Genomic DNA, 15,889 nt, shown 5'->3' on the forward strand with positions numbered 1-15,889 from the left:
TCACCGACATCGCGGTAATGCGTTGTTGCAGTGCAAACCTAGTGGTTTTGCCATAAAACGATTACCCGTCGAAATTGGCATGAACTAATCGACTACATCGAATAATCTGTTGCGAGATGGCAAACGAAGGAAGCTCATGGCCAGAACCGATCTCAACCAATTGACGTGGTTTCAGGCCGTCGCAGAAGAGCGCAGCTTCACCAAGGCAGCGGCAAAGCTCGGCGTCGCGCAATCGACGCTCAGTCACACGATCAAGCAGCTCGAAACACGCATGGGCATACGCCTTCTGACCCGCACGACGCGTAATGTCGCGACGACCGTTGCGGGCGAAAGGCTGCTACAGACGATCGCCCCGCGCATTGGTGAAATCGAAGACGAGATCGCAGCGCTGATGGCGTTCCGCGAAAAGCCGTCAGGCTCGATCAGGTTGACCCTGTCCGACCACGCGCTCGAAAGCGTGGTCTGGCCGAAGCTTAAGCCGGTCCTCAGCGCCTATCCCGACATCGGCGTCGAACTGATCCTGGACAGCACCTTCCGCAACATCGTCGAGGAAGGCTTTGACGCCGGTGTCCGGCTTGGAGAGAGCGTCGAGAAAGACATGATCGCGGTCCGCATCGGCCCGGACTGGCGCCTGGTCGCCGTGGCTTCGCCGCGATACTTCGCGGCGCACGGTGTGCCTGTCCATCCGCAGGACCTGATCCGCCATGTCTGCATCAACATGCGCCACGAGACCGCCGGCGGTCTTTATGCCTGGGAATTCGAGAAGGATGGACAGGCGCTGCGTGTCCGTGTGGACGGTCAACTTACCTTCAACAACACCTACGCCATGATCGACGCCGCGGTGAGTGGCTATGGTATCGCCTATGTTCCCGAGAACATCGTGGAGCGGCACGTCGCCTCAGGGTTGCTGGTGCAGGTCCTCGACGACTGGTCGCCCTTCTTCGATGGCTATTTCCTCTATTATCCTAGCCGCCGCCAAAACCTTCCTGCGTTCAAGATTATTGTGGACGCATTGCGGCATCGGGAATGAAGCGACAGGATCTAAACCCGCGCGATTGGCTCACGCTCCATTTGGGAGTGTTCTAGAGGCAATAGGCAGAGTTCTCATCATCGCCCCGATGCGGCGCCATTAAACTCATGCCCACCCCGGGAACATAGGTAACAGAATCTATCGCCTGCGGCCGGAAGATTGCGAGGAGTGAGCGCCATCCCTGCCAAAAGAGCGGTGTCGGCTGAAGCTGCTCAGTCGGCCTGCTTGACCTCCGGACCTGGTTCAGTTGGCGGAACTGGCGTGCAATCTTGGCCGGTGCATTCCTGCACAGGATCGTTCGCCGGCGGGAGACAGTTTTGGCCTTCACAATGAACGGGCGGCTGCACTGTGGCGGCTTCGTTGTTCGGCGGCACAGGCCGATCCTCAGCACGAACGGCCGGCATTCCAAGGTCGATCATGGCCGTGCACAAGAGCGCAATCCGAAGCACGTTCATTTTCGCCTCCGCAACTGACAGCGAGACGCAGATTATACCTTCGAACTGCGGCCAACATCCTGTCACCCGCGAACGGCGTTAACAGCGCGTTTCATTGCCGGTCGGAAGGGCGTACCGATTGAGATCGAGCGTCGTCCTCTACCTGGCAAAATAGCGCCAGAAACGGGGCATTCGGCCGGAGGTGACTGAAGCCAACCTTCCGATTTTCCTGTACACGTGTGCGAAGGGTTTGAGTGCCTTAGGGCTTTCGCATATTCGAGCTTCTTCAGGTCTTTCACGGGGGAACGTACATGACGGCGTTCAACAGCGTCCGCTTCCGGGTCAAGCCGGGTAGTGAAGACGAATTCGTCGAACTGTTCAGCAGCGCTCCGCGCAACTTCGAGGGATTGCGAAAAATGGCTCTCATCAAATCGGGAGATGGCGCCTTCTTCTCGATTGGAGAGTGGGACACTTTCCAGCACATGGTCGATGCCAGGCCCACAATGCTCGGCAATCTTGATCGGTTCCGGCATACGTTGCAGCAGCTTGAAGGCGGATATACGGATGCTGTTTCCGGCGAGACTGTCTTCGAAACGGACGGCAGGAGCGGCGGCAGGTCGGTATAGTATCGCACTTCGAAAAGCTTATGCCGTGCGCCACTTCCCGGCTCCCTCACCTAAACCGCACATTCCCCTTGGAAAGCTCTGTCACCGACCTGCATCCCATCAGCCGCATGTCGCGTTCGATCTCGGTTCGCATCAGGCCGAGCGCCCGTTCGACGCCTGCCTGTCCTGCGGCGGCCAGCGGGAAGAGGTAGTAGCGCCCGACGCCGACGGCCTTGGCGCCCAACGACAGGGCTTTCAGCACATGTGTGCCGCGCTGGACGCCGCTGTCGATGATCACGTCTATCTTGTCGCCCACCGCGTCGACGATCTCGGACAGCTGGTCGAAGGGGCTGCGCGAGCCGTCCAGCTGCCTGCCGCCATGATTTGACAGAACGATGCCGGTGCAGCCGATGTCGACGGCCTTTCTGGCATCGGCGACGCTAATGATCCCCTTCAGGCAGAACTGGCCGTTCCAGAAGCGGACCATGTCTTCGACATCCTTCCAATCCAGCGACGGGTCGAGGATCTCCGTGAAATAGCGGCTGATGGAAAGCGCTCCGCCACCGAGATAGATATGGCCGTCCAACTGCGGCAGGCTGAACTTTTCGTGGGTCAAATAGTCTATAGCCCATCTCGGCTTGATCGCGAACTGCATCACGCCGCCGAGCGTAAGCCGAAAGGGGATGGAAAAGCCGGTTCGCAGGTCACGCTCGCGGTTTCCGCCGGTGACGCTGTCGACCGTCAGCATCATCACCTCGACGCCGGACGCCTTGGCGCGCTCCATCATGGCGCGGTTCAGGCCGCGATCCCTGTGGAAATAGAACTGATAGACCTGCGGCGTCCTGTGCTTGCGCACTTCCTCCAGGCTGACCGTGCCGAGCGACGAGACGCCGAACATCGTGCCGAACTTCTCCGCCGCCGCGGCGACGGCGCGCTCGCCGCTGTAGTGAAACAGCCGCTGGAGAGCCGTCGGCGAACAATAGACCGGCATCGCCAGCTTCTGGCCCATGACGGTGACCGACATGTCGACCTGTCCAACGCCGGCAAGGACGTTAGGGACGAGATCGCAGTCCTCGAAAGCCGCCGTGTTGCGCCGCAGCGTCGTCTCGTCGTCCGCGCCGCCATCGATATAGTTGAAGATTGGGCCTGGCAGGCGCTGTTTTGCGAGCCGGCGGAAGTCCTGAAAATTATAGCAGCTTTGCAATCTCATGAAATCAATCGGGTATATGGCGGGCCTGATGTCAAGCCTGTGCAACTGTCGATCGCCGGCGCGCTCGCCTCAGCCCGCCACGGCGCCAACCGACTCCCGCTCGACCAGCGGGCATTCGAGCTTGGTTACGGGATAGCGGCTCCGGCCGCGACCGGGAGCAGCGGGGACTTCCAACTGCTCGATCGCCCATTGTCCCATCGCCATATGCGGCAGGATCGACGTCGTCAGCGGCGGGAACAGATGCCGCGCGATCTCCTCGTCGTCATAGCCGACCACCGAAATATCTCCGGGGATGTGCAGGCCGGCCTCCTTCAGCGCCTCGTAGCAGCCGATCGCGGTACGGTCGTTCTGGCAGAAGATGGCGGTCGGCCGGTCCTTCAGCGCCAAGAGCCTGACGGTCGCGGCATAGCCGGCGCTCGCTGACCAATCGCCTTCGACGACCAGCTCCGGGTCGAACGGGATGTCGGCCGTCGCCAGCGCCCGGCGGTAACCTTTCAGCCGGTCCTGAGCCGCCTGCATCCAGGGCTCGCCGGTGATGGTGGCGATACGGCGATGGCCATAGCTGATCAGGTGCCGGGTCGAGCTCTGGCCGCCGGCGATCTCGCTCGGCACCACGGCGGGAAAGGCATAGTCGGCGGTGTAGCAGTTGAGCAGGATGACCGGAATGTCGAGGCCGTAGAGATAGTCCGGCGCGACGATCTCGCGGGTGAAGATGGTCATGTAGATCAGCGCCGAAATGCCCCGCTTGGTCAGTGCCGCGATGGCCCGGGCCTCCATCACCTCGTCGCCCATGGTCTGCGCCACCAACACTACATTGCCGGCGTTCCACGAGGCTTGCCGCGCCCCTTCAATGGCGACGACCGCCTCCGGGCTGGTCGCCAACTGGTCGACGGCGAAGCCGATCACGCCATCCAGCCCGTCGAATGCGGCAACCGGGGCTCGCAAGGCAGAAAACACCGGCGGCGAATAGCCCAGTGCTCGCGCCGTCTCGATCACCCGCTCTCGGGTTTGCTGCGACAGCCTGATGCCCGGCGTGTTGTTGAGCACGAACGAAACCGTCGCCTGCGAACAGCCGGCGACCCTGGCGATGTCGGTCATGGTAACGCGGCCCTTGGGGTTTTTCCCGGACGGCTTGCGCCGCCTGGTACCCTCAAGGACGGGATCACGCAGTGGTTCGTTCATGTCATTGGTCCCTCGAATCTCGCATTTATAGGGCGAAGCGCTACTAATAGATATAATCGACCTCTTAGGCGATGTAGTCCCCGGTTCAAACGGTTGCGACTGGGGAGGCCTCTCTCCTTTGTGCGAGAATCTCGACCAAACTAATACTCTTTACTAATATCCGGCATCACTATAACGTCAATCCATCATGCCCGGACGACCTCGGACCGCGCATGTTCGGAACGCAAGCCAGCCTGGTATCGGACGGTTCCCGTCAGCCGAAGCTTGCCTGCCGCTCCGGGAAATGTCAGACAAATCGGACTATTTACGAACGGCGAATGAGTCTCTAAAGTCGACGATCGCGGCTGGAATGGCGTCGTTCTTCGCTGCCGGAAACCCTTGAGGAGGAGGGCGTCCAAGCCGCGCCGGCACGTTCATCATCAGCGAAAATTACTGAGTCAAAATGGGAGGTTGAATATGAAATCTGTGATACGAAATGCGTCCGTCGCCGCTGCGGCCCTGCTGCTCGGCCTGTCCGCCAGCGCAATTGCGCGGGCCGACGACAAGCCGACACTGGCCTTCGTCGTCAACGGCGCTTCCGATTTCTGGAAGGCGGCGGAAGCCGGCGTCAAGAAGGCTCAAGCCGAACTGCCCAACTACAATCTTGAACTCAAATATCCGGAGCAGTCCTCGGTCGCCATCCAGCAGCGCCTGATGGACGATCTGGTGACGGCCGGCGTGAAGGCGATCATGGTCTCGGCCGTCGATCCCAAGACGTCGACCGACGGGCTGAACAAGATCGCCTCGGAAACGGCGTTGTTCACCACCGACAGCGACGCGCCGCAGACCAAGCGTGTCGCGTATATCGGCTCGTCCAATGTCGATGCCGGCAAGCAGGCGGCAGAGATCGCCAAGAAGGCAATGCCTGACGGCGGCAAGTGCCTCGGCTTCGTCGGCCTGCTCGGCGCCGACAACGCCAAGGAGCGCATCCAGGGCATGAAGGAAGGTCTCGCCGGCACCAAGATCGAATTGGTCGACGTGCGTGGCGACGACATCGATCAGGCTCGCGCCAAGAAGAACGTCGAGGACGCGCTGGTCGCCAGCCCCGACGTCACCTGCATGGTCGGCTTCTATTCCTACAACACGCCGCGCATCTATGAAGCGCTGCGCGATGCCGGCAAGCTCGGCCAGATCACCGTCGTCGGCTTCGACGACGATCCGATCACGCTGGGCGGCGTCAAGGAAGGCACCGTCGCCGCCACCGTCGTGCAGCAGCCCTTCGAATGGGCCTATCAGGGCATGAAGCTGATGGCTGCCTATCTCGAGGGCGACAAGTCGGGCATTCCCGCCGATGGCCTGATCATCATCCCGACCAAGATCATCGGCAAGGACGATATCGACGCCTACGCCGCCAGCCTCAAGGCGATGTCTGGAAACTGAGCGAATTAGGTTGCGCCGGCTCAAGGTTCGCCTTGAGCCGGCGTTCTATTGACGGGCCTCGCGAGGCTCGTCAGTCTGAGACCAAACGGCTCACCGGCTGCTGTCAGGCGTGATGAATTATTCCGACCCATCCATCGTTGCATCTGCGGACGCTCCGTTCCTGAGCCTCGACGGTGTGCGCAAGACCTATCCCGGCGTCGTTGCGCTGGACGGATTCTCGATGGAGGTCAGGCCCGGCGAGGTCATCGGCCTGGTCGGCGAAAACGGCGCCGGCAAATCGACGCTGATGAAGATCCTCGGTGGCGTGACCAGGCCGGACACAGGCACCATCACCGTCGATGGCGTCGCCCATGACGGGCTGACTGTCGAGGCCAGCATCGGCTCGGGCATCGCTTTCGTCCACCAGGAACTCAACCTGTTCGAAAACCTCGACGTGGCCGCCAATATCTTCTTCGGCCGCGAACCGCTGCGCGCCGGGCCGCTCAAGCTCGTCGACCGCGCCAGGCTGCGAGCGCAGGCGGCGCCGCTGCTCAAACGCGTGGGCGCCAATTTCTCGGCCGATACGCCGGTGTCGGCGCTGTCGCTGGCGCAGCAGCAAATGGTCGAGATCGCCAAGGCGCTGTCGATCAAGGCACGGCTGGTTATCCTCGACGAACCGACCTCGAGCCTGCCGATCGCCGAAACCGACAAGCTGCTCGGTGTCATCAAGGCGCTGAAGGCAGACGGCATCAGTGTCATTTTCATCTCGCACCGCCTTCACGAGGTCGAGCGCGTCGCCGACCGCGTCGTCGTGCTCAGGGACGGAATGCTCGCCGGAACCTTGCCGAAGAGCGCCATCAATCACGACCAGATGGTCAAGCTGATGATCGGCCGCATGCTCAAGGAGCGCGAGAAGGCCGCAGAATCGGCGCGCCCGCCGGGCTCCGTCGCGCTGTCGGTCAAGGCCATTCGCACCGCCGCCTATCCTGACCGCCCCGTCGACCTCGACGTCAGGCATGGCGAGATCCTCGGCCTGGCCGGTCTCGTCGGCTCCGGCCGGACGGAACTGGCGCGCGTGCTGTTCGGCATCGACAGGAGCTTTGGCGGCTCGTTCCAGCTTGACGCAAAAGATCTGGTTCTTGGTTCGGCCGCCGACGCAGTGGCCAACGGTATTTTCCTCGTCCCGGAAGACCGCAAGCTGACTGGCATCCTGCTCGACCTGTCGATTGCCCAGAACATCTCGCTGCCCAATCTGCCGGCGCATTCGCGGCGCTCGCTGGTCTCGGCCAGCGCCGAGGCCGCCACCGCCGAAAAACAGAAGACCGATCTCGGCATCAGGGCGCCCTCCGTGCAGACGCGCACCGGCACGCTGTCGGGCGGCAACCAGCAAAAGGTCGTGCTGGCCAAATGGCTGGCGATGAAGCCGAAGGTGATGATCCTCGATGAGCCGACACGCGGTATCGATATCGGCGCCAAGGCCGAGATCTACGGGCTGATGCGGGCGCTGGCCGATGCCGGGGTCGCCGTGCTGATGATCTCCAGCGACATGGAGGAGGTGATCGGCGTTTCCGACCGCATTGCCGTCATGCATGAGGGCCAGATCTCCGGCATTCTCGACAAGGACCGGTTCAGCCAGGAAAACGTGCTGCTGCTGGCGGTCGGCAAGCAGCCGAAGTAATTCGCAGGCGTTGGGAGAAGACGATGAGCAAGAAAGATCTCGGCCTGCTGATCCTGATCCTGGTGGTCGGCGCGGTGGTGGCGATCATCAACCCGCGCTTCCTGCTGCCGATCAATCTCGCCAACACCTCGAACCTGATCGGGCTGTTCGGCATCCTGTCGATTGGCCAAGCCTTCGTCATCATCACCGGCGGCATCGAATTGTCGGTCGGCTCGGTGGTTGCGCTACTCGGTACGCTTTTCATCGATTTCATCGCCGTGCGGGAGATGGAGTGGCCGCTGGCCTTCGTGCTGATCATCGCGCTCGGCGCCATCATCGGCCTGATGCATGGCTGGCTGATCACCCGGCTGAAGTTGCAGCCGTTTGTCGTCACTCTCTGCGGCCTGCTGATCTATCGCGGCGTGGCGCGCTTCTACACTGCCGACGGCACCGCCGGCTTTGCCTTTGGGCAGAACTTCCCGGAACTCGAATTCCTGACGGCGGGGCGGTCCTGGGGCGTGCCGAACAGTTTCATCGCGCTGATCGTCATCGCCGTCGTCATGTGGGTGGTGCTGCACCGTTCGGTATTCGGGCGCTATCTCTACGCCATCGGCAAGAACGAGGAAGCGGCAAAATATTCCGGCATCCGCACCGGCCGCATCGTCATAGCCGCCTATGTCATCTGCGGCGTGCTGACGGCGCTGTCGGCTATCTATTTCGCCATGTACACACGCTCGATCTCGCCGGCGAGCCACGGCCAGTTCTACGAACTCTACGCCATCGCGGCAGCGGTGCTCGGCGGCTTCTCGCTGCGCGGCGGCGAAGGCTCGCTGATCGGCGTCCTGCTCGGCACGGTGCTGCTGCAGGAGCTGCAGAACCTCGTCAACCTGCTCGGCATCCCGTCCTCGCTCAACTTCGCCGTCATGGGCGGGGTGATCCTCATCGGCGTGCTGGTCGACCAGCAATGGGGCGTGTTCAGGGCGCGGCGGCGGATGCTGGAAGCTACCCGTAAGGGCGTGGCGGGTGCTGCCGCGGAATGACGCAAAAATAGCTGGATGAAATGCGCCGACTGCCATTGGCAGGCATCTCTCCATTTGGAACGAAACCCGTATCGAAGCGTTTATTTAAGCTTTGCTATGCGGAGGCGTCCCATGCCCACGAATCCAGTAAGTACCGCAAAGGTCGGAACTCACCCTCTCCACCCGATGCTGATACCTTTTCCTGTCGCGTTTCTTGTCGGTGCCTTTGTCACCGACCTGGTTTTCTGGGGAACTGCCGATGCTTTCTGGGCACGGGCATCGATGTGGCTGATCGGGGCAGCCATCGTAATGGCCCTTCTCGCCGCGACAGCCGGTTTTATCGACTTCCTCAACGAGCCGCGCATTCGCGCCTTGTCGGACGCCTGGTATCACATGCTGGGCAACCTGACCGCGGTCGTTGTGGCACTGATCAATTTTTATCTTCGCTATGCCCAAGGCGCCGAAGCCGCGGTCCGCCCATGGGGTGTGCTCTTGTCGTTCATAGTGGTCTGCATACTGCTGTTCACCGGCTGGAAGGGCTGGGAAATGGTGTATCGCCATCACGTTGCAGTTCTGGATACACCGGCGGATGCGCCAGTGAAGCCTTCGATAACCACTGCCGCGGATACTCGTCACGCTGGTCGGGACCGGCACGCCGCATGAGGCCATAATCCCGAAAAGGGGGTACCGGCTTCCAAAGATATTGGTTAGACAAGTAGCGCCCATACCGAATGCATCGGATGGGCGCTACTTTAGATAAGGCCCGACATGTCGGAGAAGGCCATGGCCTTGCGCAGCACCTCGGCGAAGCGCTCGCCGGCGGCTTCACGAGGGCCGCTATTGTCGATCGAGGTGACACCCGGTCCGGACAGCGCCACATTGGCACTGCGCGCCAGCCGTGCCAGCACTTCGCCGCGCGACTCGCGACCGCGCAATGCCAGCCGCTCGGCCAGGATATCCGGTGTAGCCGTGATCTCGACGACAGCCAGATTGGCGTAGCGCTCCCGCAGCGCAGGGATGATCGCGCGCGAGACGTTGGCGATCGCGACACGGCCGTTGGAGACCGACCAGTCGACTTCGGCCGGGATGCCGTAGTGCAGGCCATGCGCCTCCCAGGAAATGGCGAAGGCGCCATCCGCTTCGGCCTCGACAAAGGCAGCATCGGCGAGCGTATCGTGATCCTCGGTGGCCGCATCGCTCGGCCGGGTGATCACCCGGCGCACGAACTCCAGCCGGCTCTCGCCGGCAAACACCGCGCGCGCATAGCCGATCACCGTGTCCTTGCCGGCACCGCTCGGCCCGACGACGGCGACGAAGACACCGTCGCGGATCGGAAATCCCGCGGCGGACAATTCACGCTCGACCGATGCCGACACCATCATGCGACCCGGCGTCCCTGCCGCCAGACCGTGCGGACGACCGGGACATGGTCGTCGACGCGCACGCGAACCAGATCGGCGCGCCGGCCGGGCTCGATGACACCGCGATCGGTGAGGCCGACCGCCTCGGCCGGGTTCTTCGAAACCATGGCCACAGCCTGCGGCAGCGAGATACCTTCGACCACGTCGCCGAGGAAGAAGGCCGACTGGATCAGGCTGAACGGAATGTAGTCCGATGACAGTATATCGAGCAGGCCGTCGCCGGCCAGCGTGCGGGCCGAGACATTGCCCGAATGCGAAGCGCCGCGCATGACGTTCGGCGCGCCCATCAATACGCCGAGCCCTGCCTTTTTCGAAGCCCTCGCTGCCTCCTCGGTGGTCGGGAACTCGGCGACGCGCACACCTTGCTCGATCGCTTCGTCGACATGGCCGACGGTCGCGTCGTCATGGCTGGCGAGCACGATGCCGCGCTCATGACAAGCCGCGGCGATGAAGCTGCGGTTCGGGCTCGAGTTCCTCGCCGATTCAGCCATCCGCTTTTCGCAGAATTTCTGGAAATCGCGGTCCGTAAGCTTCAGCTTGCGCTGATAGTAGTAGGCGTAGGTCTCGAGATCGACGAATTGCCGCTGTCCCGGCGCATGGTCCATCAGCGACGCCAGCCTGACCCGCTCGTCACCGTCGAAATTGGCGAAGGCTGGAAGGCAGTCCGGCGCCGAAACCTCGCAGCGCAGATGGATGAAATGGTCGGCCCTGAGCCGGTCCTGCTGGACACTGTCCTCGATCGCGTCGGCCAGTTTGCGTATGTCGGCAGCCGTCAGGTCCGCATCCTCGTCCATGCCGACGCGCAAGGCGTCGAGCACGGTGGTGATGCCGGCGGTCGCCACCTGCGCGTCATGGGCGAGCACCGCGGCGATCGGGTTCCAGCGCACTTTCGGCCGTGGCGCGTAATGGCCTTCGAGATGATCGGTGTGGAGCTCGACCAGGCCAGGGATGATGAAGTCGCCGCCCATGTCCTCGCCGCTGCGGCCGGGTCCGGCATCAATGGCGGCGATCATGCCGTCGCGCAGCACGATCGACCCTTGGACGATCTGATCGGCGAGCACGATGCGGGCGTTGTCAAGAACAGTCTCGGCGGTCATTTCAAGCAGTCCTTGCAGGATTTTGCAGCCAACTGGAACCAATTGGCGTCGCACAAACGCGGTTAGAGCAAATAGTCATTAGGCAGTTCTTCTGGCCGGGCGGCGCCCGAGCGCGTGATGGGACAGCACCATGAACGGCGCGCCAGGTTCAGTTTCCACAAACAGCGTCAGCGCGTCCACCGGCACCGGCCTTTGCAGCACGCCCGCAAACAGGCTGTCGATTGCTAAGCGAAGACGAGGGCTTTCCTGTGACGAGACCCGGCCGGACAGCGTCATGTGGAAGCGAAACGTCTCGAACACATAGGGATAACCCCATTGGCAGAGATTGCGGAACTCGTCGGGCTTCAGCGAATCGGGGCTGCGCCGTTCGATCTCGGCTTCCGTCAACGGCGCGCGAAAGCGGTCGAAGTCGCGCACCACATCATCGGCGAAGCGGTTGAGCGACGGCAGCGGTGCTTCCGGCACCAGCGCGAAGAAGCCGTCGATCTGGCTGACGACGAGGCGCGGGATCGTAACCACCGGCGTCGCCTCGGCAAAATCGTCGAGTGCCGCGCGAAGCGAGGTTTCCGTCTCATTGGAGGCCAGTCGAAAGGGCGCCTTCAGCGTCGCATGAAAGCCATAGCGGCGCGCCGAAGCGGTATGGAAGGCAACTTCTGCCGCCGACAACTCGCCTACTGCCTCGACCGGCTTTGTGGCGGCACCGAATGGGTCGCGGCCGAGCCAGTTGGCGGCGATCCGTGCCAGCGGTTCGTCCTGTCGGGGGGTGAAATAGATCGCGTAGCGCATCGAAAGTCCTTGTCAGCCCCGCTGCCATAGGTGATTTCCATGACGAATTGACGAAGCTTTGCGGCGTTTTCGGTAACAAAACCACGCAGCCGGGTAGTTAGCCGACGATTTTTCGCTTGGACCAGCCGTTGGGGCGAAGGGGAAGTGGTCAGGCCTTCATCAGCCATTCGTGCTCGGGCGCGTTGTGGAATTTCCACGTCCGCTTCGGTCCGGCCATGACGTTGAGATAATAGAGATCATAGCCGTGGCAGGCTGCGCAGGGGTGATAACCCCTGGGTACCAGCACGACGTCGCCGTCCTCGATAGCCATCGCCTCGTCGAGCGAACGAGCACCGCTCTGGTCGGCGTCGGTGTAGACGCGCTGGAAAGCAAAGCCCTGCGGCGGGTTGAGGCGGTGGTAGTAGGTTTCCTCCAGATAGGATTCAGCCGGCAAATTGTCCTGGTCGTGCTTGTGCGGCGGATAGCTCGATGTGTGGCCGCCGGGTGTGATGACCTCGACCACCAGCAAGGAATCGGCCGGCTTGTCCTCCGGCAGGATGTTGGTGACGTAGCGCGTGTTGGTGCCTTTGCCGCGAACCTCCTGGCCGAGATCGTCGGGCCCGATGACACGGACCAGCAGACCGCCGCCCAGTCCTGGCGCCGAGCAGACGGCAAGTTCGAGATCGGTATCGGCGCTCACCGACCACTCCGACCCCTGCGGCACATAGACCGACCAAGGCTTGCCTTCGAACGGCGACATGCGTTCGCCCAGCAGGCCGAGATCCTTGCCGCCGGCTTTGGCCTTGCCCTTGCCGGTGACGAACACCAGGCAGACCTCACGATCCGCGGTTTGCCCGGAAGCGCTCTCGCCGGGTCTGAGCCGATGCAGATCGAAGCCGACATAGGTCCAGCCGGCGTTTTGCGGCGTCACATGAGCGACGCGGCCGTGGCCCTTATTGGCTTTGATGAGCAGCTTAGACATGGTCATTCCTTCGGTTTGGCGTCCGCCGATGGCTTGTCCTCGTCAGCCGGCTTGTAGAGATAGAAGAATTGCCAGACGGCATAGCCGGCGAAGCCGAGCGCGATCACGCCCCAGAACGGCGTGCCGGTGGCGAATTCGATCACCGACCAGACCAGGCAGACCGCGACAACGGCAACGCGCCGCCACAGCGGCCGGAAAAACGGGTGCTCGGAGTCTTTCATCGGATCACCCCCGGCATCGGATCAGCCCTTCCTCGCGAGCCTCAAGCATTGGGAAAGCCTTGTGTCTCCACCGTATAGCCGGCCGCTGTCATCACCCGCATCAATTCCTTGTAGCCGACCTGCGCCATCTTGAGCGGCGGGTTCTTCTTCGGATCCTGCTCGGCCTCGACCACGAACCAGCCTTCATAGCCATGGTCGGCGAGCCTCTGGACGATGGCGCCAAAGTCCAGCGAGCCATCTCCCGGCACGGTGAAGGCACCAAGCGCCACCGCATCGAGAAAGGATTGCCTGCTACGATCCAGCTTGTTGATCACCTCCATGCGCACGTCTTTCACATGCACGTGGTTGATGCGCCGGTGGTGGTTATCAATAGCGCGCAGCACATCGCCCCCGGCAAAAGCCAGGTGACCCGCGTCGAGCAGCAGTGGAATGCCTTCTCCCGAATAGCGCATGAAGGCGTCGAGCTCTGGCTCGGTCTCGACCACCGCCGCCATGTGATGGTGATAGGAGAGCGGCATGCCTTGCTCGGCACACCATTCCCCGAACTGCGTGAGCTGCTTCGCGTAGGCTTTCATCTCATCGTCCGAAAGCCTGGGCTTGCTGGCGAGGGGTTTCGAACGGTCGCCCTGGATGGAGCGGCCGACTTCGCCATAGACGATGCAGGGCGCATTCACCGCCTTGAACAGATCGATCATCGGCTGGATACGATCCTTGTTTTTCGCCATGTCTTCATTGACCAGCGTCCCCGAGAACCAGCCGCCGCAAAGTGTCACGTCGGCCTCTTTCAGGATCGGCAGCATGATTTGCGGATCGTTGGGAAAGCGGCGGCCCATTTCCATGCCGGTAAAGCCAGCCGAGCGCGACTGGCGCAGGCACTCCTCCAGCGACACATCATCGCTGAGTTCGGCAAGATCGTCGTTCCACCATGCAATGGGGGACATGCCCAGTTTGGCTTTCAAGTCGTCACTCCAGTTTCGGACATTTCGAGGCGCGTTCGCGGATGGTTCAAAGAACCCGCCCGCTCAGCGCTTCCTCGTATTTCTTGCGCGCCGCATTCACTTGCGGCCGTGCCGAGACTTCCGGCACTGCGACATCCCACCAGCTTCCACCGGCCTCGGTCGAAACCAGCGGGTCGGTGTCGATGACCAGCACGGTCGTTCGCGTGTTCTTCTTCGCTTGCGCCAGCGCCGTTTCCAGCCCGGCGATCGATGGCACTTTTTCGGCAATCGCACCCATGCTCGCAGCATGCGCGGCGAAGTCGATCTCGGGCAAGGTTTCGTGACGGGCGTCCTTCAGCAGATTGTTGAAGTTGGCGCCGCCGGTCGCCATCTGCAGCCGGTTGATGCAGCCATAGCCGCGGTTGTCGAGCAGCACGATGGTCAGCTTGAGGCCGAGCATCACCGAGGTCGCGATCTCGGAATTGAGCATCAGGTAGGAGCCGTCGCCGATCATCACGACTACCTCTTCGTCCGGCTTGGCCATCTTGACGCCGAGTCCGCCGGCGATTTCATAGCCCATTGTCGAGAACCCGTATTCTGCGTGGTAGGAGCCGGGCGCGCCCGCCTGCCAGAGCTTGTGCAACTCGCCGGGCAAGCCGCCGGCGGCATGGAGCAGTACCACGCCGGAGCCCATGGCGCGCTGTACGGCGCCGATCACCTGCGCGTCGGACGGATAGGCGGCATTGGTCGACGCAGTCACCTTGCCCGCCTCCGCCTGCCACTCCTTTTTGCCCTTGATCGCATTGTCGGTCCAGGCGGCAGGCACCTTCCAGCCCTTCAGCGCCTCGCCGAGTTCGGCGAGCCCTTCCGCCGCATCGGCGACCAGCGTCAGCGCCTGGTGCTTTCCGGCGTCGAAGGGCTGGACGTTAAGTCCGATAATGGTCTTGCCGGAATTCTTGAACAGTGCCCAGGAGCCGGTGGTGAAGTCCTGCAGCCGGGTGCCGACGGCAAGCACGACGTCGGCCTCTTCGGCCAGCCTGTTGGCAGCCGAAGTGCCGGTGACGCCGACCGCCGCCATGTTCAGCGGATGATCGTCGGGCAGCGAGGATTTGCCGCCTTGCGTCTCGCAGACCGGAACGCCGGCGTCCTGCACCAGTCTGGCCAGTTCACCCGAGGCCTGCGAATAGAGTACGCCGCCGCCGGCAATCACCAATGGCTTCTTCGCCGCTTTAAGAGCCGCCACCGCGGCGGCCAGCTCCTGGCGATCCGGACGCGGTCGCCGCTGATGCCAGATTCGTTCGGCAAAGAAGCTCTCGGGGTAGTCATACGCTTCTGCCTGCACGTCCTGGCACAGCGCCAGCGTCACCGGGCCGCATTCGGCGGGATCGGTCAGCACCTGCATGGCGCGGTTGAGCGCCGGCATGATCTGCTCCGGCCGGGTGATGCGGTCGAAATAGCGCGACACCGGCCGGAGGCAGTCATTGACGGTCGCCGTGCCGTCGGAGAAATCCTCGGCCTGCTGCAGGACCGGATCGGGAATGCGATTGGCGAAGACGTCGCCGGGCAGAAACAGGACAGGCAACCTGTTTACATGCGCAAGCGCCGCAGCGGTCACCATGTTGAGCGCGCCGGGGCCGATCGAACTGGTCGCAGCCAGGAAGCGGCGGCGGAAATTGGCTTTGGCATAGGCGATCGCCGCATGCGCCATTGCCTGCTCGTTATGGGCACGGAAGGTCGGCAGCTCGTCGCGAACCTGGTACAGCGCCTCGCCGACGCCGGCGACATTGCCGTGGCCGAAGATCGCCCAGACGCCGCCGAAGATCGGCACCTTCTTCCCGTCCATCTCGGTCATCTGTCGAGCAAGAAAGCGGGTCAGAGCCTGCGCCATCGTCAGGCGGATTGTCTTGGTCATGTCGGTTCCTCCGCAGTC

Annotated in this window: 15 protein-coding genes; 6 read left to right on the forward strand and 9 right to left on the reverse strand. The window is 62.4% G+C overall.

Annotation, left to right across the window (positions count from 1 at the left end; all coding sequences use genetic code 11):
* The first annotated feature begins 136 nt into the window (after positions 1 to 136).
* Both NKH42_RS01965 and NKH42_RS01970 read left to right on the forward strand, forming a co-directional pair.
* Entirely contained in the window at positions 137 to 1,030 is an 894-nt protein-coding gene (locus NKH42_RS01965; protein WP_352506005.1) for a LysR family transcriptional regulator, read from the forward strand.
* 745 nt (positions 1,031 to 1,775) lie between these two features.
* The gene (locus NKH42_RS01970; protein ID WP_352506004.1) at positions 1,776 to 2,090 is read left to right on the forward strand and encodes an antibiotic biosynthesis monooxygenase family protein; all 315 of its coding nucleotides are present in this window, start codon (positions 1,776 to 1,778) and stop codon (positions 2,088 to 2,090) included.
* A 46-nt stretch (positions 2,091 to 2,136) separates the two neighbouring features.
* Here the strand turns inward: NKH42_RS01970 and NKH42_RS01975 are convergent, their stop codons facing one another.
* Together NKH42_RS01975 and NKH42_RS01980 are read right to left on the reverse strand one after the other, a co-directional pair.
* Complete coding sequence (locus NKH42_RS01975) at positions 2,137 to 3,279, reverse strand: alpha-hydroxy acid oxidase (RefSeq protein WP_352506003.1); 1,143 nt, start codon at positions 3,277 to 3,279, stop codon at positions 2,137 to 2,139.
* Positions 3,280 to 3,348: 69 nt separating this feature from the next.
* Positions 3,349 to 4,377: a LacI family DNA-binding transcriptional regulator gene (locus NKH42_RS01980; protein WP_502896116.1), complete on the reverse strand. Its 1,029-nt coding sequence runs from the start codon at positions 4,375 to 4,377 to the stop codon at positions 3,349 to 3,351.
* A 540-nt stretch (positions 4,378 to 4,917) separates the two neighbouring features.
* Here NKH42_RS01980 and NKH42_RS01985 point away from each other — a divergent pair.
* The 4 genes from NKH42_RS01985 (at position 4,918) to NKH42_RS02000 (ending at position 9,198) form a co-directional block, all read left to right on the forward strand.
* Positions 4,918 to 5,880: a sugar-binding protein gene (locus tag NKH42_RS01985; protein ID WP_352506001.1), complete on the forward strand. Its 963-nt coding sequence runs from the start codon at positions 4,918 to 4,920 to the stop codon at positions 5,878 to 5,880.
* A 112-nt stretch (positions 5,881 to 5,992) separates the two neighbouring features.
* Positions 5,993 to 7,537, forward strand: a complete 1,545-nt coding sequence (locus tag NKH42_RS01990) for a sugar ABC transporter ATP-binding protein (protein WP_352506000.1) — start codon at positions 5,993 to 5,995, stop codon at positions 7,535 to 7,537.
* Positions 7,538 to 7,560: 23 nt separating this feature from the next.
* On the forward strand, positions 7,561 to 8,556 hold the full coding sequence (locus NKH42_RS01995) for an ABC transporter permease (protein ID WP_254815901.1): 996 nt from the start codon (positions 7,561 to 7,563) through the stop codon (positions 8,554 to 8,556).
* A 111-nt stretch (positions 8,557 to 8,667) separates the two neighbouring features.
* Positions 8,668 to 9,198, forward strand: a complete 531-nt coding sequence (locus NKH42_RS02000) for a DUF2231 domain-containing protein (protein WP_352505999.1) — start codon at positions 8,668 to 8,670, stop codon at positions 9,196 to 9,198.
* A gap of 89 nt (positions 9,199 to 9,287) precedes the next feature.
* Here the strand turns inward: NKH42_RS02000 and phnN are convergent, their stop codons facing one another.
* From phnN to iolD, 7 genes are all read right to left on the reverse strand, one after another.
* On the reverse strand, positions 9,288 to 9,917 hold the full coding sequence (phnN, locus tag NKH42_RS02005; protein ID WP_352477063.1) for a phosphonate metabolism protein/1,5-bisphosphokinase (PRPP-forming) PhnN: 630 nt from the start codon (positions 9,915 to 9,917) through the stop codon (positions 9,288 to 9,290).
* The gene (locus tag NKH42_RS02010) at positions 9,914 to 11,053 is read right to left on the reverse strand and encodes an alpha-D-ribose 1-methylphosphonate 5-triphosphate diphosphatase (RefSeq protein ID WP_352505998.1); all 1,140 of its coding nucleotides are present in this window, start codon (positions 11,051 to 11,053) and stop codon (positions 9,914 to 9,916) included. Before NKH42_RS02010 ends, phnN begins: the two co-directional genes overlap by 4 nt.
* Before the next feature lie 78 nt (positions 11,054 to 11,131).
* Positions 11,132 to 11,839, reverse strand: coding sequence for a DUF1045 domain-containing protein (locus tag NKH42_RS02015; protein WP_352477065.1), 708 nt, complete (start codon positions 11,837 to 11,839; stop codon positions 11,132 to 11,134).
* Positions 11,840 to 11,987: 148 nt separating this feature from the next.
* Complete coding sequence (iolB, locus tag NKH42_RS02020) at positions 11,988 to 12,800, reverse strand: 5-deoxy-glucuronate isomerase (RefSeq protein ID WP_352686469.1); 813 nt, start codon at positions 12,798 to 12,800, stop codon at positions 11,988 to 11,990.
* 2 nt (positions 12,801 to 12,802) lie between these two features.
* Positions 12,803 to 13,021 carry a DUF3329 domain-containing protein gene (locus tag NKH42_RS02025; RefSeq protein ID WP_254815905.1) on the reverse strand — a complete coding sequence of 73 codons (219 nt, stop codon included), beginning with the start codon at positions 13,019 to 13,021 and terminating at the stop codon, positions 12,803 to 12,805.
* 41 nt (positions 13,022 to 13,062) lie between these two features.
* Positions 13,063 to 13,980, reverse strand: a complete 918-nt coding sequence (iolE, locus tag NKH42_RS02030; RefSeq protein ID WP_352686472.1) for a myo-inosose-2 dehydratase — start codon at positions 13,978 to 13,980, stop codon at positions 13,063 to 13,065.
* A gap of 46 nt (positions 13,981 to 14,026) precedes the next feature.
* On the reverse strand, positions 14,027 to 15,871 hold the full coding sequence (gene iolD / locus NKH42_RS02035; RefSeq protein ID WP_352686475.1) for a 3D-(3,5/4)-trihydroxycyclohexane-1,2-dione acylhydrolase (decyclizing): 1,845 nt from the start codon (positions 15,869 to 15,871) through the stop codon (positions 14,027 to 14,029).
* Between the last annotated feature and the right edge of the window lie 18 nt (positions 15,872 to 15,889).

This window comes from Mesorhizobium sp. M1142 (genome assembly GCF_040318565.1).
Taxonomy (GTDB): Bacteria; Pseudomonadota; Alphaproteobacteria; order Rhizobiales; family Rhizobiaceae; genus Mesorhizobium.

Excerpts from the sequence above, each read along its gene's own strand:
- NKH42_RS01965 (WP_352506005.1), top strand. The coding sequence starts at position 137 with ATGGCCAGAACCGATCTCAACCAATTGACGTGGTTTCAGGCCGTCGCA.
- NKH42_RS01970 (WP_352506004.1), top strand. The coding sequence starts at position 1,776 with ATGACGGCGTTCAACAGCGTCCGCTTCCGGGTCAAGCCGGGTAGTGAA.
- NKH42_RS01975 (WP_352506003.1), bottom strand. The coding sequence starts at position 3,279 with ATGAGATTGCAAAGCTGCTATAATTTTCAGGACTTCCGCCGGCTCGCA.
- NKH42_RS01980 (WP_502896116.1), bottom strand. The coding sequence starts at position 4,377 with ATGACCGACATCGCCAGGGTCGCCGGCTGTTCGCAGGCGACGGTTTCG.
- NKH42_RS01985 (WP_352506001.1), top strand. The coding sequence starts at position 4,918 with ATGAAATCTGTGATACGAAATGCGTCCGTCGCCGCTGCGGCCCTGCTG.
- NKH42_RS01990 (WP_352506000.1), top strand. The coding sequence starts at position 5,993 with ATGAATTATTCCGACCCATCCATCGTTGCATCTGCGGACGCTCCGTTC.
- NKH42_RS01995 (WP_254815901.1), top strand. The coding sequence starts at position 7,561 with ATGAGCAAGAAAGATCTCGGCCTGCTGATCCTGATCCTGGTGGTCGGC.
- NKH42_RS02000 (WP_352505999.1), top strand. The coding sequence starts at position 8,668 with ATGCCCACGAATCCAGTAAGTACCGCAAAGGTCGGAACTCACCCTCTC.
- phnN (WP_352477063.1), bottom strand. The coding sequence starts at position 9,917 with ATGATGGTGTCGGCATCGGTCGAGCGTGAATTGTCCGCCGCGGGATTT.
- NKH42_RS02010 (WP_352505998.1), bottom strand. The coding sequence starts at position 11,053 with ATGACCGCCGAGACTGTTCTTGACAACGCCCGCATCGTGCTCGCCGAT.
- NKH42_RS02015 (WP_352477065.1), bottom strand. The coding sequence starts at position 11,839 with ATGCGCTACGCGATCTATTTCACCCCCCGACAGGACGAACCGCTGGCA.
- iolB (WP_352686469.1), bottom strand. The coding sequence starts at position 12,800 with ATGTCTAAGCTGCTCATCAAAGCCAATAAGGGCCACGGCCGCGTCGCT.
- NKH42_RS02025 (WP_254815905.1), bottom strand. The coding sequence starts at position 13,021 with ATGAAAGACTCCGAGCACCCGTTTTTCCGGCCGCTGTGGCGGCGCGTT.
- iolD (WP_352686475.1), bottom strand. The coding sequence starts at position 15,871 with ATGACCAAGACAATCCGCCTGACGATGGCGCAGGCTCTGACCCGCTTT.